Raw genomic sequence first — 19,890 nt, forward strand, 5'->3', positions numbered from 1 at the left:
TGACCCGGGATGCCGCGCGTGAGCGGCCTTCTCCTTGTTCTCGCCGCGATGGCGCAATCGCCCGCTCCCGCGGCACCGGACGAGGCCAGCGCGCCGCCGGTCGCGGCCCCCGCCGGTCAGCGCCAGAGCCGCGACGACCAGCTATTGCACATCGCGCCGATGAGTCGATTGTCGACTAGGATCGACAACCGGCTGCAGACTCGGATCCAGAATCGCATCGCCGGCTCGCAGTCCGATCTGGCCGCCGCGTACAAAGCCGCGACCGACCAGAGCCAGCGCTCGCGCTGACCGTCCGCCGCCCGCGGCGGCGGCTCAGCAGTCACCTCGATGGCCGTGCTCGGAGCCTGGCCTCAATGCCCCTCTACCGCCCTCAGGATCGCGCGCCCGTACGCCGTCTTGGCGAAGCGTTCTCCCGCCGCGCGCGCCTGATCGGCGGTGATGAAGCCCATCTCGAACGCGATCTCCTCGAGACACGCGATCTGGATGCCCTGGCGGTGCTGGAGCGTGCGGACGAACTCGGCCGCCTCGAGCAGGCTGTCGTGCGTCCCCGTGTCCAGCCAGGCGTAGCCGCGCCCCATCTGTTCGACGTGGAGCTCGCCCGCCTCCATGTACAGCCGGTTGAGATCGGTGATCTCCAGCTCGCCGCGCGCCGAGGGACGCAGCCCGCGCGCCAGCTCGACCACGCGATTGTCGTAGAAATACAGGCCCGTGACCGCGCAGTTCGAGCGCGGCGCGGCCGGCTTCTCCTCCAAACTGATGGCGCGCCCGTCCGTGCCCAGCTCGACCACGCCGTAGCGCTCGGGATCCTCGACGCGATAGCTGAACACGGTGGCGCCGTGCGCCCGTGCCACCGCGCTCGCCAGCAGGTCGGTGAGATGCGCACCGAAGAAGATATTGTCGCCGAGCACCAGCGCGACGGGGTCGCCGCCGATGAACTCCGCGCCGATGGTGAAGGCCTGCGCCAGCCCCTCGGGACGCGGCTGCTCGGCATATTCTATACGCAGGCCGAGCGCCGACCCGTCGTCGAACAGCCGCTGGTAGTTGCCGAGGAACTCCGGGCTGGAGATGATCAATATGTCGCGGATTCCCGCCAGCATCAATACCGACAGCGGATAATAGACCATCGGCTTGTCGTAGACCGGCAGGAGCTGCTTGTTGACCGCGAGCGTCGCCGGGTGGAGCCGCGTGCCCGATCCGCCGGCGAGAATGATGCCTTTCACTTCGGTGCTCCGATCAGTTCGTCGAGGATATCGCCCAGCGCCGCCTCCCACCGCCGCGGGTGGATGCCATAGGCCGCGCCGATCGCGCGGAGGCTCAGCAGCGAGTTGGCGGGGCGGCGCGCGGGCGTGGGATAATCGGCCGTGGCGATGGGCGTCACCGCCGCGCTGGGGCCGCCGCGCCGCGCCGACTGGCGGAAGATCTCCTCGGCGAAGCCCGCCCAGCTGGTCGCGCCGGCGTTGCTGAAGTGGAAGGTTCCGGTCGGCGCCGCGGGATCGTCGGCGAGCCGCACCGCGATCCCCACCAGCGCCGCGGCGAGGTCGGCCGCCGCGGTCGGGCAACCGCGCTGGTCGGCGACGACGCGCAGCGTGTCGCGCTCGGCCGCGAGGCGCAGCATCGTCCGGACGAAATTATGGCCGTGCGCCGACACCACCCAGGCGGTGCGGACGATGGCGTGGCGCACACCGCTGGTGCGCACCGCCAGCTCGCCGCCTAACTTGGACGCGCCGTAGACGCCGAGCGGCGCGACCGCGTCGTCGACCTCCCAGGCGCCGTCGCGGTCGCCGGGAAAGACGTAGTCGGTCGATACCTGCACCAGCGGCACCGCGGCGCGCGCGCAGGCGACGGCGAGCGCGGCCGAGGCGAGCGCGTTGACCTGCCAGGCGGCGACCTGATCGCTCTCGGCCTTGTCCACCGCGGTATAGGCCGCGGCGTTGATCACCGCGGCCCAGCGCCGCTCGGCGACCGCGGCCGCGATCGCGCCCGGGTCGGCGAGATCGAGCGCGGCGCGGTCGAGCGCCACCACCGCCCAGCCCTCGGGCCAGACGGCGCGGCGCAGCGCGTCGCCGAGCTGGCCGGTCGCGCCGGTGATGAGGACCGCGCGCGTCACGCCGCGCCGCGCCGCTCGGCCGCCTTGGCCGCGACGAGCGGGCGCCACCAATCCTCGTTGTCGAGATACCAGCGCACCGTCTTCTCGATGCCGCTCTCGAACGTCTCGCGCGGCTGCCAGCCGAGCTCGTCGCCGATGCGCGAGGCGTCGATGGCGTAGCGCTTGTCGTGGCCGGGGCGATCCGCGACCGAGGTGATCTGCGCGGCATAGCTGGCGCCGTCGGCGCGCGGGCGCAGCCGGTCGAGGATCGCGCAGACGGTGCGCACCACCTCGATGTTCTGCTTCTCGTTGTGGCCGCCGACATTGTAGGTGCGGCCGACCTGCCCGCGCTCGAACACCGCGCGCAGCGCGCGCACGTGATCCTCGACGTAGAGCCAGTCGCGCACCTGGTCGCCCGCGCCGTAGACCGGCAGCGGCTCGCCCCCGAGCGCCTTGACGATCATCAGCGGGATCAGCTTCTCCGGGAAGTGATAGGGTCCGTAATTGTTCGAGCAGTTGGTGATCAGCACCGGCAGGCCGTAGGTATGGCCCCAGGCGCTGACGAGATGATCCGACGCCGCCTTGCTCGCCGAATAGGGCGACCGCGGGTCGTAGGGCGTCTCCTCGGTGAACAGCCCCTCCGCGCCGAGCGAGCCATAGACCTCGTCGGTCGAGATATGGTGGAAGCGGAAGGCGGCGCGCGCCGCCTCGTCCAGCGTCAGCCAATAGGCGCGCGTTTCCGCCAGCATCACGTAGGTGCCGACCACGTTGGTCTGGACGAAGGCGCCCGGGCCGTCGATCGAGCGGTCGACGTGGCTCTCGGCGGCGAGGTGCGTGACCACGTCGGGGCGGAACTCGGCGATCGCGGCACGCACCGCCGCCGCGTCGCAGATATCGCCCTGGACGAAGCGGTAGCGGTTGGAGGCGGCGACGCGCTCGACCGTCGACAGCGTGCCGGCGTAGGTGAGCTTGTCGAAGTTGAGCACCTCGTGCTCGGTGTCGTCGATCAGATGGCGGACCAGCGCCGAGCCGATGAAGCCGGCGCCGCCGGTGACGAAGATGCGCATGGAACGGTCCTCAGGCGAGCGGCGTCAGCGGACGGCCGTCATAGTCGAAGGGGCTGTCGAAAGCGGCGAGCGTCGGCTGCACCTGGTCCTTCGCGCTCAGCTCGGGCCGGAGCCCGGCGGGGATCGGCCAGTCGATGCCGACGCTGTCCCAGGCGATGCCGCCGTCCTGCTCGGGCGCGTAGGTGTCGGAGCATTTGTAGACCACCTCGCACTCGGGCTCGAGCGTGACGAAGCCGTGCGCGAAGCCGACCGGGATGAAGAGCTGGTCGCCGTCGGCCGCGCTGAGCTCCGCGCCGACCCACTGGCCATAGGTCGGCGAGCCGCGGCGCAGGTCGACGGCGACGTCGAAGATGCGGCCGCGCAGGCAGCGCACGAGCTTGTCCTGCGCCCGCGGCGGCGTCTGGAAGTGCAGCCCGCGCAGCGTATAGGCCGGCACCGAGAGCGAGTGATTGTCCTGCACGAAGGTGCAGCCGATCCCCAGCGCGGCGAAGGTGTCGCGATTGTAGGTCTCGGTGAACCAGCCGCGCGCGTCGCCGAAGCGACGGGGGTGGAGGAGGCGGACGGGAGACTGTTGCACCGCGCGCCTATACGGTCCCAATACGCCCGATCGCAATCCGCTTCTCCTCGCCCCGCGGCGCCTACAGCGCCGCCAGCGCGGCCGCCAGCACGTCCGGGTTGACGCTGAAGCCGCTGAGGTGGGGCGCTACGCCGGCATCGCTCACCTCGCCGTAGATCACCCGGTAGTGATGACCGCGCACCGCGGCGAGGTCCCAGTAGAAGGGCTCGATCCAGCCCGTCGGCGCGAGGTGGATCACGGTGGTGGTCGGACGACAGAACAGGGTGTTGGTCATCGCCGCGCCCATCTGGCCGATGACCACCTGCGCGCCGGCGAACAGCTGCACCTGCTCGGCGAACGACAGGCCGTCTGGGTCGACCAGCGTGAAGCCGCGCGCTGACACCAGCGCGCGGATCTCCTCCTGGTTGGTGAGCCCGCGGCCGTAGTGAGGGGTGCGCAGCACGAACAGCTGCAGCGGCCCGTTCTGCAGCGACCCGACCAGCGCCAGCCGGGCCAGCACGTCACGTGCTGCCTGATCCAGCGCCGCGGGAGACTTCTGCAGCGGGTGCTGGGTCACCGGCGTGACGTAATAGAGCTCGGGAACATGATATGGCAGATTCGGGTCGATCAGGTCGATGTGGACTGAATCGCCGAGCAGCAGCCGGACCGAGTCCACGCGGACCGCATCGATCGCGCCGCCGAAGCCGAGTATCGCCACCCGCACCGGCCGCCCGGCGTGGCGCATCGCGCCGACAAACCCCTTGAGCCGCGGCAGGTCGTCGACCAGCCAATGGCCGTAGTTGGACGAGCCGGCGGAGCCGACGAACAGCGTCGCCCAGGCGGGGTCGGCGAAACGAGTGCGGTCGGCGCGCGCGATCTCGCCGCGGTCGATCGCGGGCAGCGCGGGGCGGTCGTTGGGTCGATAGGTCTCGTAGACGATCGCGGGCGCGTCGCTGGAGGCGCGCGCGTAGAGCACACTGTGCGCCAGCACCGCGTCCTCGATCCGCACCAGCACCGCCGCGGGACAGTTGCGCGTCACCTGTGAGGCATAGAAGCGGGCGAGCTCGTCGGTGAACGGCCCCGGGTTGACGTACATCTCGGGGTGCGGGCGCCAATGGTAGCGCACGGTATTGTACACCTCCTCCAGCGTGTGGATGCCGAACGCCGCCGGGTCCGCCGTACCCGCCCCGGGCGCGTCCTCGTCGAGCCCCGGCGGCAGCGCGCCGATGCCGTAGGTGTGGCGCGCGGCGCAGCAGATGAACGGCAGCGCACCCGGATCGCTCATGCCGCGGCCCCCTGCTCCCATGGGAACGGCACCCGGGGCCGCAATGCCGGGGCGAAATCGAGCCGGTCGAGCGAGAGGTTGGGTGACCAGAAGGGATCGTCGCGCAACTCCTTGCCCCAGCGCGCGTGCATCCACGCCGCTTCCTGCGCCAGCCGCTCGGCGCGCGGCCCCTTCTTGTCGCTGCCGCGCGTGCGGCTCTCCTTGTGGATCAGCAGGATGTCCGGGTCGCCCACGATCTTCAACCCACGCGCGCGGACCTTGAGGCAGAGGTCGACGTCGTTGTAGGCGACGCGCAGTTCGGGCTCGAAGCCGCCGACAGCTAGGAAATCGGCGCGTCGTATGAACAGGCAGGCCGCGGTCACCGCGGAGAATTCCTGCATCAGCCGGGCCTTGCCGAAATAGCCCGGGTCGTCGGCGCTGAAGCCGCCGTGCGGCGTGCCGGCGACGCGATGGTCGGCGATCCCCAGGGCGATGCCGAAATGCTGCAGCGTGCCGTCCGGGAAGAGCAGCCGGGCGCCGACCACGCCGACCTCGTCGAGGGACAGCAGCGCGCGCGCCCGCGCCAGCCAATCCGCCGCCAGCAGTTCGGTATCGTTGTTCAGAAAACAAAGGATCTCGCCGCTGGCGTACTCGGCGGCCATGTTGTTGAGCGCGGAGAAATTGAACGGTCGTTCGTCGCGCACCACGCGGATCACACCGGCGGCCTCGCGCTCGGCCAGATAGCTCAGCGTCGCCGGATCGTCCGAACCGTTGTCGACGACGATGATCTCGACGCGATCGTGAGGTGCGGCGAGGATCGAGGCGATGCAGGGCGCCAGCACGTCTAGGCCGTTGCGGGTCGGGATGATGATCGAGACGGGCGTGTCGAAAGCGCGCGCTGGGAACACCCCCGTGCACCCCGGGGCGAAGCCCTCACCCGAGCGGAACGGCAGCCCTGTCCGTTCGAAATGCTCGTTGATCGCGCGCTCGGCGGCGACGATCGCATAGCCCTTCTGGTCGGCCGAGATCGCGGTCGAGCCGGGGGTCGTCCGCCAATGGTAGAGGACGTGGGGGATATGCACGATCCCGCCGTCGCCGCAGCGCTCGTAGCAGCGCAGCAGCAGATCATAGTCCTGGCTACCCTCCAGCCCGATCCGGAAGCCGCCGATCTCGTTCAGCAGCGCGCGACGATAGACGCCGAGGTGGCTCACCATATTATGGCCATACATCAGGAAGCGGCTGAACGCGCCCTTGAAATAAGGAGCGAACCGATTGTCTTGAAGGTCGATCTTGTCCTCGTCGGAGAACAGCACGTCGGCCGTGGGATGCTGGTTGATATAATGTGCGACCACGAAGAGCGTATAATCGGGAATGACGTCATCATGGTCGACCAGAACGACGAAATCGCCCGTCGCGAGCGCCAGCGCGCGGTTGCTCGCGTCCGAGATATGACCGTTCACGGGTGAACGGACGTAACGCAGCCGCGCGTCGCGCGCGGCATAATCGGCGAGAGTCTCCACCACCGCAGGGTCTGGCGAATGGTCGTCGGCGACGCAGATCTCGAAGTCGGGCCAGGTCTGCGCCAGCAGCGCGTCGAGGCACGCGCACAGCAGCGGAACCGGCGTATTATACGTCGGCATCACGAAGGAGAAGGTCGGGCGCACCGGCATCGCGTCGGTCATCGCGCGGATCACCGCATAATCTTCGGGTGCGGGGCGGCCGTGGCGGAACAGCCAGCGCCGATACAACGTATCGAGCCCAACGTCGGACAGCATCAGCGCCAGCGTCACCTCGGCTGCCTCCCGTGGGGCCAGCGCGCGGCGGTCGAAGCAGGTCCGCGCCAGCTCCACCAGCGGCTCGGGGTCGAGTTCGCCCGCGGCACTGTCGCGCAGCAGCGCGGCGGCCTCGCCGAAATCGGCCACGGTCCGGAAGCCCAGCCGCGGCAGGTGCAAGAGGTTGCTCTTGCGATCGGGATCCCAGCGGACACCGCGGATCAGCTCGGGCGCGGCGAGCAGCAGGGCTACGCCGGTCGCCCCCGGACGGAACGACAGGCTGGTCTTCTCGACGAAGCCGTCACCATAGTCGACGTAGACTTGGCCCTGCAGCGGGCGCTCAGAGTCGAGCGGGCGGACGTCGATGGTCAGTACGCCCAGCCCGCCGGCCGAGGCGACCGCCGGGTCGAGCGCCAGCGTCACCCAGGGATCGTGCGACAGCAGCTGGAGCCGCCGCCCACGCGCCGCTGGCGCGATGTCGCACGCCTCGATGGGCACCAGCCCGGCGCAGCGCCGCGCCAGCAGCTTGACCGCGCGCGCGCGGTCCCCCGTCGTGGGCGGCGCTACCCCGGCGTGACGCAGCGCGTCGAGCTCGGTGAGCGCATGCCGGTTGCCGTCCAGCTCGGCGCTGCGGCGATACCAGCGCAGCGCCTCCGCGGGACGCCCCGCCAGCTTGTGGACGTGCCCGATGCTGAGCAGCAGGTCGGCGTCGCGCTGCCGGCGCCGAAGCGCGACGCGGTAGGCCGCGAGCGCCGCGTCGAGCGCTCCCATCTCTTTGAGCGCGTGGCCCAGCTGGATGCGGATGGCGTGATCGCCGCGGCGCGTCGCCAGGTGCGCGCGATAGTGACGCACCGCCTCGGCCCAGTCTCCGACGTCGCGCGCACGGTCGCCGTCGGCGCGCGCGGTAGAAGGTTGGCGGCGCCCGAACAGGACCCGGATCATCGCATGTTTCCCCGCATAGGTAGCCCGCTAGCGCAAGCGCCGCAGCGGCACTAGAGCGGCGCTCACATATGGCAAGGTTCGATCTTCGAGCGATGCGGTGGCGCGCGGCGGCCCGCGGCCGCGCGCGCGCGCTCGACTGGGCTGCCGCGGCCGCGGCGTGGGAACATTATCTCGACCGGCGCCCGGAAGACGCCGCCGCGTGGGAGCAATATGGCCATGCCGCCAAAGAGGCGGGTTCGATCGCGGACGCGGCCGCGGCCTATGCGCGCGCGGTGGCGCTGACGCCCGAGGCGGCCGAGACGTGGTGGCACCTCCACGACGCGCGCGCGCGGTTGGGCGACCGTGTCGGCGCGATCGAGGCGTGCGCCCGCGTCGCCGAGCTCGACCCCGGCTTCGCCCTCGCACGCGCGCGGCTGGCGGCGCTGGGCGCGCGCGACCGCGCCCCGCCCATGGCGAGCGACGACATGCCCGAGGCGGTGGTCGCCCCCGGCCGCTACGACAGCTGGCGCCGCGGCCTGGTGATCGCCGGGCCGCCGCACCACGTGCGGCGCGACGGCGAGGTCACCGTCCTGGTCGACGCGCGCGCCGCGCTGCCGGTCTCCGTCCGTGCCACGCTGGCGGCCTTGCTCGACCAGACCGACCCGCGCTGGCGCGCGATCGTCCACGGCGCGCCGGCACTATGCGCGCATCCCGTCGCCAGTCTCGCGCAGCTCGACCCGCGCGTGCGCTTCGACGCGGCGGATGCCGCCTGGCCCGCGCCCGGCGCGACGCTGTTGCTCACCGCCGGGACGGTGCCCGACCGCGAGGCGCTGGCCTGGTTCGCCTATGCCGCCGCGCACACCGGCTGCGCGGCGGCCTATGGCGACCACGACCATCACGTCGACGACTGGCGCGCCGGGCGCGGCTTCGCACGACCGGTCTTCCAGCCCGACGCGGACCCCGAATGGTTCGCCGATCCCATGGTCGCCCCCGCCCTGCTCTATCTCGACCGCGCCCGCGTGCCATTGCGCGGCTGGGACGGGCTCGACGTCGCAGCGATCGCGCGCGCGGTCGCGGTGAACGGGTCGATGGCGCACCTGCCGCTGCTGCTGTCGAGTCGCAAGGAGTTGGCGCCGCAAGCGGAGCAGGCGCCGCCCGACCCGTCCCCCATCGCTCCACCCGCCGCTCTGCCCGCTTCGCCCGCGACGTCGGCGAGCGCACCGCCGATCGCCGGCGTCAGTGACGAGCGCCTCCACGTGATCATCCAGACCCGCGACGAGGCGGCGATGCTGCGCGCCGCGATCGACAGCCTGCGTCAGCACGCCGCTCGCGCCGATCTGCTCGACATCACCGTAGTCGACAACCGCAGCAGGGAGCCGGCGACGCGGCGGCTGCTCGACGATTGGGCACGGCGCGGCATCGCCGCGGTACTGCCGCTCGACGCACCGTTCAACTGGTCGCACGCCAACAATCTCGCGGTCGCCGCGGGCGCCGCGCCACTGCTGCTGTTCCTCAACAACGATACCGAGATGCTGACCCCGGGCTGGGACGCGCTGCTGCGCGACGCGCTCGCCGCGCCCGGGGTGGGTGCGGTAGGGGCGGCACTCTTCTATCCGGACATGACGCTCCAGCACGCCGGTATCGTGATGGGCATCGGCGGTGGCGGCCCGATCCACGAGGGGGTCGGGCGCGACGCCGCGCTCGGCCCAAACGATCGCTGGCGCCGGCGCCGTGCCGCCGCGGCGGTGACCGGCGCCTTCCTCGCCACTCGCCGCGACCTCTTCGACTCGGTCGGCGGCTTCGACGCCACGCGATACGCGATCGCCTTCAACGACGTCGACCTGTGCCTTCGGATCCGCGCCGCCGGGCGGCGGGTGGTGGTCGCGTCGGACATCCGGCTGCTTCACCATGAGTCGAAGACGCGCGGGATCAACGTCACCCGGTCGCAGGTGGCCTGGGACCTGGACGAGCTCGGCGACCTGCACGCGCGCTGGGGCGCGGCGCTGTTCCACGACCCCGGCTACAACCCGCACTGGACCCGCGACGGGCATCCGTTCGACGGCTATCGCTACCCGTCGCGCACCGAGATCCTGCGGCACATCGATCGCGCCGCGCGCGCACTGCCCTGGGCGCCGGTCGCCCGCGAGGACGAGCCTTACTGGTGGTGACGTCGCGCCCGTGGCGTGTCAGCGGATCTGGCGCGCGGTGATGAACGGCGTGAACAGCTGGTTGATGATGCTGAACAGTTTCGACGGCTGGTTGGTCGAGGCGTTGGCGAAGTATAGCACGTCCTTGTCGCGCATCATGAACCGCTGTGCCAGGAAGTAGGCGTCGGGGCGCAGCAGGTTGAGCCGATAGATGACGGGCCGCTCGCCGGCCGCGTCGGCTAGCGCGTCGTAGCGGAACAGGAAGATGGCAGACGGGTTGGCGAGATTGTCGTTGGGGCCGCCGACCCGTGCCAATGCCTCGGCGAGCGAGACCCGGTCGGAGTCGAACGGCACCTGCGCGATGCGATTGGCCGCGCCCAGCGCGGTATAGGTACGCGGCCGCCTGATCAGCTCGATCCGGTCTCCCGGCACCAGCGTGATGTCATCGGCGCTGCCGGTGCGGATCGTCCCGAGCGGCTGCTCCGCCATCTGCGTGCCGCGGACCACGCGCACCAGCGTATCGTCCGCCGCGGCGGCGCTGCCGCCGGCGTTGGCGATGGCATCCAGCAGCCGCTCGCGACCGAGCGTCAGCGCGAGCCGGCCGGGGCGCGGGATCGCGCCGGAGAGATAGGCGGTGTTGGTGACGTTCTGGCGGATCGTCACCAGGGCGCGCGGGTCCTGCGACTTACCGCGCAGCCCGGCGACCAGCCGCTGCTGCACCTCTCCTGTGGTCAGCCCGGCCACGTTGATCGGACCCAGATACGGCAGGTCGATCCGTCCTTGCGCGTCGACCATGGTGTCGGGGAAAGTCTCCCCGTGCGCCGAGGGGTCGAACCCACCTCCGGCGACCGCCGCGGCGCGATTGCCCGCGAACAGCGACACACCCACCTCGTAGATCGTGATCGAGAGCACGTCCCCGGGGCCGATCTGATCGACCCGACGCTCGCCGCCGAGCGCCGCCAGCGTGCTCACCCCCGCCGCGACGGGGGCGTTCATCGCCTCGACCGACGCCAGCGACAGGTCGATCACCTGGAAGGTGGCGGTGCCATCGGGCTGGCGCGCCTCGGCGCGGTGCAGGATCGCCCCCGCGGTCGGGCCGTTGGAGGGCAGCGACGTACACCCCGCCACGCCCAGCAGCGCCACCGGTGCCAGCACGGCGCACATACGCGAACTCACGAACGGCAGCGACATCGAGGCATCATTCCCGCGTTTGACCAACCGGCACGCCGCGAAACGCGGTCACATGCCGCGCGTCTGGAGGCGGTGGTGCACCTCGCAGGCTTCGGCGATCGTGTCGTACCGTACCAGCGCGCCGCCATAGAGCACCGCGCCGGTGCGACAATAGGCTTTGAGCGTGCCGGGATCATGCGAGATCATCACCAGCGTGGCGTTGTCGCGCCGCGAGATCAGCGCGTCCTCCGAGCGGCGCCGGAAGCGCTCGTCGCCCGCCGCGGTGACCTCGTCGACCAGATAGCAGTCGAACTCGACCGCGAGGCTGATGCCGAAGGCGAGCCGCGCGTTCATGCCGGCCGAATAGGTGCTCACCGGCTGGTGGAGATAGGGACCGAGCTGCGCGAACTCCTCGACGAAGTCGAGCAGCTCGCGCTCCGGTCGATCGTAGATGCGTGAGATGAAACGGGCGTTGTCGGCGCCGGTCAGGCTCGACTGGAACGCGTTGGCATAGCCGATCGGCCAGGACGTCGTCATCGATCGCGTGATCCGGCCGGTGGTGGGCTGCTCCACCCCCGCGATCAACCGCATCAGCGTCGACTTGCCCGCGCCGTTGGCGCCGCAGATGCCGAGCGCGTCACCCTTGCCGATCGTGAAGTTGAGGTCGGAGAACACGCGCTTCTCGAACTTGCGCAGGTGATAGCTCTTCGACACATGGTCGAATTGGATCATGGGATATTTCCGTCGTCGTTCCAGCCGGCTCGCGCGGCCCCGCCCCTACAGGCTCTGGCCCACCATGAGAAGACACGCGACGTGAGCCACGAGCCTCCCCCTCCGGCGCGGCTCACGCTGCCGCTGTGTCTCGACGCGCGCATGCTGGGCGACGGTGGGACCGGTGTAGCGACCTACGCGCGCGCGCTCGCGACGGCGACGCGCGCGCTGACCGATCGACCCTACCGACTCGTGGCGGAGCACACCGACGACGGTCGCGCGGCGCGCTGGTCGGGCGCCGTGCCGCGCGCGGCACGACACCTTCGCGCGGGAGCCGACGCCGACGGCGCGACGCTGCTCGGGCGCGATCTGTTCCGCCGCGCGCACGTTCATTTCGACCTCTACCGCCGGCTCATGCCGCTGCGCTGCGACCTGCCCGCGGGCATCATGCACTGGACCTACCCGGTGCCGCTGCGAGTCGAGGGCTGGATCAACCTCTACACCGTCCATGACGCGATTCCGCTGGACCGCCCCGAGCTGACGCCGATCGCCCCGCGTCGGCACCGCGCGGTGCTCGACGCGATCGTCGCAGGCGGCGACGGCATCACCACCGTGTCACAGGCGGCGCGCGCCGCTATCGTCGCGGCGCTGGGCTGCGACCCCGCCTTCGTGGTCGATACCGGGCAGCCGGTCGACGTCGCCGAGGCAGCGCGCGCGTCGCTGCCGGTGGGTCTCACCCCGCGGGGTTATCTCCTCGCTGTCGGCACGGTCGAGCCGCGCAAGAATCTCGTCGCGCTGCTCGCTGCTTATCGCCGCAGCGGCACCGAGCTGCCGTTGCTGATCGCGGGGCCAGACGGATGGGAGGCGGGACCGATCCTCGCCGACATCGCCGCGACGCCCGGCGCGATCCGGCTTCGCTATCCTCCGCGCGAACTGCTGGTGACGCTGCTCGCCGAGGCGCGCGCTCTGCTGTTCCCCTCGCTCGCCGAGGGATTCGGCCTGCCCGTCGCCGAGGCGATGGCGCTCGGCACGCCCGTGCTGGCCGGCGGAACAGGCGCGCCGGCGGAGGTGGCGGGCGGCGCGGCGCTGCTGGTCGACGTCACCGACGTCGACTCGATCGCCGCGGCGATCACGCGACTAGCGAACGACGACGCGCTGGTGCGCGACCTTGCCGCACGCGGGCGCGCGCGCGCTCCGGCCTTCGCCCCGTCCCGGTTCGCCGAACGCCTCGCCGCGATCTATCGTGCCGCATTGCAGCGCCGCGCCGCGGCGTCTAACGGCCGAAGTCCGTGAGTGATCGGGAACGGTGGCGTTGTGCGTGTCGGCGTAGACGGCTATAATCTGGCGATGCCGCACGGCACCGGGATCGCGACCTACGGTGCGATGCTGGCGCGCACGCTGCGCGCGGGCGGGCATCGCGTCGACGGCGTCTTCGGCCTCGACGTGGCCGGACCCGCCGAACAGCGCGAGACACTTTTCTACGACCAGCTCGCGCGGCCGCAGCTGTGGCGAAGGCGGCGAAAGGGGCCGCGACGCGCGCTGGCGGTGCTCGCGGCGGCGCGCGGCATGACCGCTGTGGCGGTGCCGCGCGACACCGTCGACACGCGCGCGCTCGACGATCGCACCGCGATGTTCGACTCGCTCTGGAGTTGCCCACACCTGTTCGAGCGCGCGCACGCCTATTTCCACGCCACCGGCCGGTTCGTCCGGTTGCGGCTGGCGTCGCCGCCCGACGTCATGCACTGGACCTATCCCGTGCCGATCACGCTCATGGGCGCGCGCAACGTCTATACGCTGCACGATCTGGTGCCGCTGCGCCTGCCCTTCGCCACGCTGGACGAGAAGCGGCACTATCGCGCCCTGGTCGCCGCCTGCGCCGCGCGCGCCGACGCGATCTGCACCGTGTCGGAGACCAGCGCGGCCGACATCGCCGAGCTGCTGAGGGTGGCGCCCGAGAGGATCGTCAACACCTATCAGGTGTCGGCGATGGAGCCGGCGCTGCTCGGTGAGCCGGCCGCGACCGCCGCGGCCGCGGTGGAAGCCACCTTCGGGCTGCCATACCAGGGCTATTTCCTCTACTTCGGGGCGATCGAGCCGAAGAAGAACATCGGACGGCTGATCGAGGCCTATCTGTCGCTCGGCACCGACACGCCGCTGGTGATCGTGGCCGGGCGGGCGTGGCAGAGCGAGGCCGAGCTGGTACTGCTGCCGCGTGCGGACGACCTCGGCAGCCCGCGTCACACGCACCTCGAGCGACGAGTCATCCAGATCGACTATCTGCCGCGCCACCTGCTGATGCGGCTGCTGCGCGGCGCGCGCGCGCTAGCCTTCCCGTCACTGTACGAAGGCTTCGGGCTGCCAGTGCACGAGGCGATGCTGCTCGGCGTGCCCGTGCTCGCCTCCACCACCGGCGCGCTGCGCGAGGTGGCCGGCGGCGCGGCGCTGCTGGTCGACCCCTATGACGTCGACGCGATCGCGGCGGGGCTGCGCGCGCTCGACGACGACCCGACGCGCCGCGCTGATCTCGCCGCACGCGGACGGCGGCAGGCAGCGCTGTTCTCGGCCGAGCGCTACGCCGCGGCGCTGGACTCGCTCTACGCGCGCGCGCGGGGGGCGGCGTGACCGCGGCACAGGACGGGGCCGCCGTGCCCGATCCCGGCCGGCCGGATCCCGCCCAGCCCGTCCCCGATCAGCTCAGCTTCCTGCCGATCGATCCCTTCGCCGCGCACCCGCAGCTCGCCAGCCGAGTGACGGGACTCGGCGGCGACGCCGCCGGCGACGATCCCGGCTATGTATTCCAGTCGCTCGACATCTATCCCGTGCTGGGGCCGAACCGCTTCACGTTGCACTTCCACGGGCTGAGCGCGACCAGCGGCACGCTGACGGTGCACCTGCGCGCGCTCTCCTGTCATCCCGCGCTGCCGCCCTGCCCGGCACCGATGCCGCTGCACACGCTCTCGGTACCCATGCGCGATCTGGTCGCGCGCGGCGGCATCCTCCACGTCGACCTGATCGGGCGGCGCAACATGGGCTGTACCATCGGCGGCACGATCGACGACCCCACCGACGCGCGCGCCGCGGCGCTCAGCCTGTCGCTCGACCCGCGCCAGCGCGCTGCGCCGCCGCTCCCCGACGGACCGGTCGCGCGCGTCACGCCACCCGCGCTCGCGACGTCACCGGCGGAGCGCGCCGACCGGCCCGAGCTGGCTGTGGTCAGTGCGCCGCAGCTCGCGCGCCCGGTGTCGCAGGCGATGACCGCGGCGCAGCTGCGCGACCCCTTGGTGGCGGCGTGGAACGCGGCGCTGGGCCAAGAGGGCGGCGCCCCTGCCGAGCGTTGGGGCAATGCAATCATCCTCCAGGCGCTATGCTATTATGGCATCGACCTCGAGAACGCGCGCGCTGTCGCCATCGTGAACGGTCGTGATCGCCTGGCCTCCTACCTCGCCGGACTCGGCAGCTCCACGTTGGTGGCGGTGACACGGCGCGACGATCTGCCCGACGCCGACCCCGGCGTGGCATTGGAGCACTGGCATTATCCCGAGCTGTGCTCGCCGCGGCGCTACTTCGACTCGGTGCACCTGACCTTGTTCGAGCGGCTGGCGCTGCCGCCGATGCGCGACGATTTCGACTTCCTGTGGTCGGTCGAGGCGTGGCATGCCGCGCCCGACCGCTTCGCGCCGATGGTGCGCGGCGCGATGGCGTGGCTGCGACCGCGCGGCGTGGCGGTCCACCTGCTCCCTTATGCGGGGACGCTGGATCGCCCGGCCCACGGGCGTGGACTCGGCCGCGTCGAGATCGAGCGGCTCGCCCTGACGCTGGTAGCCGACGGGCACGAGGTGGCGCAGCTCGATTTCGCGCTGGACCCCACGCCGCGCGGTGCCGCGCCGGTTACCCCGTTCGCGCTGATCGCGCGGAAACAGCGCTGAGCCGCGCGGCCGTCCTCGATCACGGTCGCGCGGCGCCGTCTAGGCGGCGTGCTCGCGCACGCCGGCGGCGATCAGCCAGCCGATGCTATAGACTAGCAGCAGGGCGAAGAAGGCGGTGAGAACGATCTTGCCGCGCTGCGGGAACAGCGACTTGACCGGCATGTTGGGCTCCACGACGCGGACGAGGTAGAGCTGCTGCCGCCGCGCCCGCTCGCGCGCCTGCGCCAGCGCCGCCGCCGCCGCCTCATAGCGCTTCCCCGCGAACTCCTGGCGTAGGCGCAGGTCCTCGTAGCCGCCGAGATTGCCCGCGATGGTGCGCTCGCCGCCGCCTTCGCCGGCGAGCCGCCCCGACTGTGCCGCCAGCTGCGCCTGGAGTGAGCGGACCTGACGCGACAGCGCGACGTACTGCGGACTGGTGTGGCTGACGAACGCGCCGGTCGTCTCGAGCTGCGCCTGCGCCGCGGCGAGATTGGCGCGCAGCCCGGAGACCAACCCGATCTGCGCCTTGCCCGATCCCTCCGGATCGACGTCCGCGCGCGTCTGACGGTACTCGGTGATCTCGCCCTGCACCTCGGCGAGCGCGGTCTCGGCCTCGCCGAGCTGGCGGCGCGAGGCAGCGATCGCGTCCTCGTAGGAGCGCGCGTTCATGGTGTTGACGCGCTGCTCGCCCATCTCAAGCAGGTGGCGGATGATCTCATAGGCGTCGTCGGGGCGGAAGGCGTGCACCGACAATTTCGTGATCCCGGTATCATGGTCGGTCTCGACCGACACCTTCCTCTCATAATAGGTCAGCAGCTTCTCCGGGGTGGGATCGGCGGTTGACAGGCGGCTCACCACGTCCGCCTCGGGGCGGCGGAAGCGCTCGACCAGCCCGATGTCGCGCGATAGCCGCGCCACCGCGTCGTGCGAGGTGAGATAGTCCGAGACGCTCGCCGCCTCCCCGCCCGAGCCGCCCATCCCGCTGAGCCCGAGCAGCTGCCCGAAGCCCGAGGGCGAGGCGGTCGGACCATCCGCCGATTTGACGAGGAAGTGCGCCTGCGACTCGTACTGATCCGCGGCGATCAGATAGTAATAGCCGGCGAGCAGCAGCGTCGGGAGCACGACCACCAGCATCAGCATGCGGCGCCGGCGCGCGACGGCGAGCAACCGGGCCAGAGCCGAGGGCCGAGCCTCGGCGACCGGATCGTGGGCGGGGGCGATGATGCCGTGCATGTTCATACGCGAGGATCTCGTGAATCAGCTCAGGTGGATGCGGTGACGCACCGCGCGAATGGCGAGCAGCCCGAACAGGTTGAGCACCAGTGTCCAGGCGGTCATGTAGGTGAAGTCGACATACTCCAGCGTCGCGGAGGGGAACTGCCCGTGGCGCACCAGCTCGAACATCTGCGGAAAGGGATTGTACAGCAGATAATGGCGGTAGGGCTCGGGCACCCACGATACCTGGTAGAAAGCGGCGGAGAGCGGGATCATGAAGTAGCTGAACGGGTGTACCAGCCGCTCCAACAGGCGATTGTCATGCGTGCCACCCACGATGATCATCGAAATGCCGAAGGAAAAGAAGAAGATGTAGGCGATCCCGGCGAGCAGCATCAATGGCCGCGCGGGTAGGTCGGCGAAGCCCAGCACGATGACCAGACTGAGCAGGATGGTGAAGGCGACGAAGGTGCCCGCCGCTTCCAGCAGCGCGCGCGCGATCGCGATATCGAACACTGTCACCATGCGGTGGTAGAGCAGCGGCAGGTTGCTGTGCAGCGTGCCCTCGGCGCGGTTGACGATGCCACGGAACATGATGAAGATGGTATATCCGACGACGGTCAGCGCCACCGGGTTGATCGTGCCCTTGTGCGCCGTCTGGCCGCTGTGCAGCAGCGCGATGATGCTGCCGAGCATCAGCGGCTCGGCGATCAGCCAGAGGTAGCCGATGTTCTCGCGGCCGTAGCGCGTGTGCAGCTCGCGCATCAGCACCGCGCCGATCACCCTGCCCTGGACGGACAGCGCGCGGCGCCACGGCGTACCGGCGGTGGGAGCGGGCGAACCGCCCATGGGTCGACGTCCTTCCTCCAGGGAGCGCATGCACGGGCTGGGCAGCGCGCGGCTGGTCTTCTCGGATGCGCGCTCTAACCTATCGCGCCCGTCACGGGAATGCCGCACGCGCGGCCGGGCCGAGACGCGTGACGCGCCACCCGCCGCCGCCTATAGCCGCGCGCGTGCCCCCAGCCGATCCCCTCCTGCTCGACGTCGGTCGCCTCGTCTGGCGCAGCTGGGCCGGGCGACTGCCGACCGGGATCGACCGCGTCTGCCACGCCTATCTCGATCGCTACGCGGGCCGCGCGCACGGCGTGATCCAGTGGAAGGGGCGCCGCTTCGTGCTGCCGCCGGGCGACACCGCGCGGCTCGCCGCGCTGCTGGCGGGCGACAGCGCCGACCGGAGGCCGCGGCTCGCCGCTCTGTTGGCACGCGCGCTGCCGCGCGCCGTGCGCGCGCCCCGACGCGGCGCGCTCTACCTCAACGTCGGCCACACCGGGCTGGACGATCCCGGCCTGGTCGACTGGATCGCGCGCCACGAGCTGCGCGCGGTCCACCTCATCCACGACCTGATCCCGCTCGAGACGCCCGAATATTGCCGCCCCGGCGAGGCGTCGCGGCACGAGCGGCGGATGCGCCACGCGCTGGCGAGCGCGAGCGGTATCATCGGCAACTCGTGCGCCACGCTCGACGCGCTCGACGCCTTCGGCGCGGCGCGCGGCCTGCCGCGACCGGCTGCGGTAGCGGCTTGGCTCGCCGCCGACGCGCTGCCATGCCCCGCAACCGCTCCCGCGCCGCCGGACACGCCTTATTTCGTCGCGGTCGGCACGATCGAGGGGCGGAAGAACCATCTGCTGCTACTCCAGCTGTGGCGCGAGCTGGCGCGTCGGCTGGGCGGCTCGGCACCGCGGCTGGTGCTGGTCGGCCAGCGCGGCTGGGAGGCGGCGGACGCGATGGCGCTGCTCGACCGCTGCGCCGCACTAGCGCCGCTGGTCGAGGAGCGCGGCCGCTGCGACGACGAGGCGCTGGCGACGCTGCTGACCGGCGCGCGCGCACTGCTGATGCCGTCCTTCGCCGAGGGCTATGGCATGCCCGTGGTCGAGGCGATGCGGCTCGGCGTGCCGGTGATCGCCTCGGACCTGCCGGTCTTCCGCGAGGTCGCGGGGACAATCCCGACCTATCTGTCGCCGCTAGACGCGGTGGCGTGGGAGCGCGCCGTGCTCGACTTCGCGGGTGAGTCACCGACGCGCGAGCGCCAGCGCGCCGCGCTGCGCGGCTATCGCGCGCCCGACTGGGGCACGCATTTCGCCGCGGTGGAGCCGTGGCTCGCCGCGCTGCCGGCGCGGCGCTAGCGCCCCTTCACCACCGCGTCGATCGCGATCAGCTGACGCAGCAGCGGCTCGAGCTGGTCGAGCGGCCAGGAGTTGGCGCCGTCCGACAGAGCGCGGTCGGGATCGGGGTGGGTCTCGATGAAGAGGCCAGCCACCCCCGCGCCGACCGCAGCGCGCGCCAGCACCGGCACGAACTCGCGCTGCCCGCCCGAGCGGTCGCCCTGGCCGCCGGGCAGCTGGACCGAGTGGGTCGCATCGAACACCACCGGGCAGCCGGTCTCGCGCATGATCGCCAGCCCGCGCATGTCGGAGACCAGGTTGTTGTAACCGAAGGAGGCGCCGCGCTCGCAGACGGTGAAAGCGTCGGGGTCGTGCCCCGCCGCGGTGGCCGCCGCGCGCGCCTTGGCGACGACGTTGACCATGTCGCCCGGCGCCATGAACTGCGCTTTCTTGATGTTGACCGGCCGCCCGCTCGCCGCCACCGCGGCGATGAAGTCGGTCTGGCGCGCCAGGAAGGCGGGGGTCTGCAGCATGTCGACCACCGCCGCCACGGGCGCGACCTGTTCCTCGGTATGGACGTCGGTCAGCACCGGCACCCCGATCTCGTCGCGCACCTTGGCGAGAATACGCAGCCCCTCTTCCATGCCGGGGCCGCGGAAGGTCCTGCCCGAGCTGCGGTTCGCCTTGTCGAAGGAGCTCTTGTAGACGAACGTCAGCCCGAGCCGCGCCGTGATGTCGCGCAGCGTGGCCGCGGTGGACAGCGCCAGCGCCTCGCTCTCGATCGCGCACGGGCCGGCGATCAGGAACAGCGGGTGCTCGGGGCCTATGTCGCTGCCGAACAGCTTCATCGTATCCATTCCCGTCATTTCTGCTGCGACCACGAATTGGCGTGCCGCTAGACATGGGTTATAGGC

17 protein-coding genes are annotated in these 19,890 nt (G+C 71.1%); 6 read left to right on the forward strand and 11 right to left on the reverse strand.

The genetic code is table 11. The features are described 5' to 3' along the window. Nucleotides 1–18: 18 nt before the first annotated feature. The gene (locus KZ813_RS07910) at nucleotides 19–288 is read left to right on the forward strand and encodes a hypothetical protein (RefSeq protein WP_219754430.1); all 270 of its coding nucleotides are present in this window, start codon (nucleotides 19–21) and stop codon (nucleotides 286–288) included. A gap of 62 nt (nucleotides 289–350) precedes the next feature. Here KZ813_RS07910 and rfbA read toward each other — a convergent pair whose 3' ends face one another. From rfbA to KZ813_RS07940, 6 genes are all read right to left on the reverse strand, one after another. Beyond that, nucleotides 351–1,220, reverse strand: coding sequence for a glucose-1-phosphate thymidylyltransferase RfbA (gene rfbA, locus KZ813_RS07915; protein WP_219754431.1), 870 nt, complete (start codon nucleotides 1,218–1,220; stop codon nucleotides 351–353). After that, the gene (gene rfbD / locus KZ813_RS07920; protein ID WP_308461815.1) at nucleotides 1,217–2,107 is read right to left on the reverse strand and encodes a dTDP-4-dehydrorhamnose reductase; all 891 of its coding nucleotides are present in this window, start codon (nucleotides 2,105–2,107) and stop codon (nucleotides 1,217–1,219) included. Before rfbD ends, rfbA begins: the two co-directional genes overlap by 4 nt. After that, nucleotides 2,104–3,153 (reverse strand): dTDP-glucose 4,6-dehydratase, encoded by a 1,050-nt coding sequence (rfbB, locus tag KZ813_RS07925; RefSeq protein WP_219754433.1) that lies wholly within the window; start codon nucleotides 3,151–3,153, stop codon nucleotides 2,104–2,106. The genes rfbD and rfbB overlap by 4 nt, the downstream gene beginning before the upstream one ends. A gap of 10 nt (nucleotides 3,154–3,163) precedes the next feature. Continuing rightward, the gene (rfbC, locus tag KZ813_RS07930; protein ID WP_219754434.1) at nucleotides 3,164–3,730 is read right to left on the reverse strand and encodes a dTDP-4-dehydrorhamnose 3,5-epimerase; all 567 of its coding nucleotides are present in this window, start codon (nucleotides 3,728–3,730) and stop codon (nucleotides 3,164–3,166) included. 61 nt (nucleotides 3,731–3,791) lie between these two features. Then, nucleotides 3,792–4,994 (reverse strand): glycosyltransferase family 61 protein, encoded by a 1,203-nt coding sequence (locus KZ813_RS07935; RefSeq protein ID WP_219754435.1) that lies wholly within the window; start codon nucleotides 4,992–4,994, stop codon nucleotides 3,792–3,794. Further along, nucleotides 4,991–7,687, reverse strand: coding sequence for a glycosyltransferase (locus KZ813_RS07940; RefSeq protein WP_219754436.1), 2,697 nt, complete (start codon nucleotides 7,685–7,687; stop codon nucleotides 4,991–4,993). The genes KZ813_RS07935 and KZ813_RS07940 overlap by 4 nt, the downstream gene beginning before the upstream one ends. Nucleotides 7,688–7,779: 92 nt before the next feature. Between KZ813_RS07940 and KZ813_RS07945 the strand changes: the two genes are divergently transcribed. Next, nucleotides 7,780–9,834, forward strand: coding sequence for a glycosyltransferase (locus KZ813_RS07945; protein ID WP_219754437.1), 2,055 nt, complete (start codon nucleotides 7,780–7,782; stop codon nucleotides 9,832–9,834). 18 nt (nucleotides 9,835–9,852) lie between these two features. Here KZ813_RS07945 and KZ813_RS07950 read toward each other — a convergent pair whose 3' ends face one another. Together KZ813_RS07950 and KZ813_RS07955 are read right to left on the reverse strand one after the other, a co-directional pair. Next, nucleotides 9,853–10,989, reverse strand: coding sequence for a polysaccharide biosynthesis/export family protein (locus KZ813_RS07950; protein WP_308461816.1), 1,137 nt, complete (start codon nucleotides 10,987–10,989; stop codon nucleotides 9,853–9,855). Nucleotides 10,990–11,052: 63 nt separating this feature from the next. After that, nucleotides 11,053–11,715 (reverse strand): ABC transporter ATP-binding protein, encoded by a 663-nt coding sequence (locus KZ813_RS07955; RefSeq protein ID WP_219754438.1) that lies wholly within the window; start codon nucleotides 11,713–11,715, stop codon nucleotides 11,053–11,055. 81 nt (nucleotides 11,716–11,796) lie between these two features. Here KZ813_RS07955 and KZ813_RS07960 point away from each other — a divergent pair, with 81 nt between their 5' ends. Genes KZ813_RS07960 through KZ813_RS07970 form a run of 3 tightly spaced genes read left to right on the forward strand, consistent with a single transcriptional unit; the run spans nucleotide 11,797 to nucleotide 15,620 of the window. Next, nucleotides 11,797–12,987 carry a glycosyltransferase family 4 protein gene (locus KZ813_RS07960; protein ID WP_308461817.1) on the forward strand — a complete coding sequence of 397 codons (1,191 nt, stop codon included), beginning with the start codon at nucleotides 11,797–11,799 and terminating at the stop codon, nucleotides 12,985–12,987. Nucleotides 12,988–13,008: 21 nt separating this feature from the next. Continuing rightward, on the forward strand, nucleotides 13,009–14,316 hold the full coding sequence (locus KZ813_RS07965; protein ID WP_308461818.1) for a glycosyltransferase family 4 protein: 1,308 nt from the start codon (nucleotides 13,009–13,011) through the stop codon (nucleotides 14,314–14,316). Next, the gene (locus KZ813_RS07970; RefSeq protein WP_219754440.1) at nucleotides 14,313–15,620 is read left to right on the forward strand and encodes a hypothetical protein; all 1,308 of its coding nucleotides are present in this window, start codon (nucleotides 14,313–14,315) and stop codon (nucleotides 15,618–15,620) included. Before KZ813_RS07965 ends, KZ813_RS07970 begins: the two co-directional genes overlap by 4 nt. 39 nt (nucleotides 15,621–15,659) lie before the next feature. Here KZ813_RS07970 and KZ813_RS07975 read toward each other — a convergent pair whose 3' ends face one another. Continuing rightward, nucleotides 15,660–16,838, reverse strand: a complete 1,179-nt coding sequence (locus tag KZ813_RS07975; protein WP_219754441.1) for a KpsE/RkpR family capsule polysaccharide export protein — start codon at nucleotides 16,836–16,838, stop codon at nucleotides 15,660–15,662. 18 nt (nucleotides 16,839–16,856) lie between these two features. Further along, nucleotides 16,857–17,663: an ABC transporter permease gene (locus KZ813_RS07980; protein ID WP_219754442.1), complete on the reverse strand. Its 807-nt coding sequence runs from the start codon at nucleotides 17,661–17,663 to the stop codon at nucleotides 16,857–16,859. A 164-nt stretch (nucleotides 17,664–17,827) separates the two neighbouring features. On the opposite strand from KZ813_RS07980, the gene KZ813_RS07985 reads away from it, so the two are divergent. Then, nucleotides 17,828–18,997, forward strand: coding sequence for a glycosyltransferase (locus KZ813_RS07985; RefSeq protein WP_308461819.1), 1,170 nt, complete (start codon nucleotides 17,828–17,830; stop codon nucleotides 18,995–18,997). Here KZ813_RS07985 and kdsA read toward each other — a convergent pair. Further along, the gene (gene kdsA / locus KZ813_RS07990; RefSeq protein WP_219754595.1) at nucleotides 18,994–19,824 is read right to left on the reverse strand and encodes a 3-deoxy-8-phosphooctulonate synthase; all 831 of its coding nucleotides are present in this window, start codon (nucleotides 19,822–19,824) and stop codon (nucleotides 18,994–18,996) included. The two genes, KZ813_RS07985 and kdsA, sit on opposite strands and share 4 nt — an antisense overlap. Nucleotides 19,825–19,890: the final 66 nt, after the last annotated feature.

It is taken from the genome of Sphingomonas folli (genome assembly GCF_019429525.1).
Lineage (GTDB): Bacteria > Pseudomonadota > Alphaproteobacteria > Sphingomonadales > Sphingomonadaceae > Sphingomonas > Sphingomonas folii.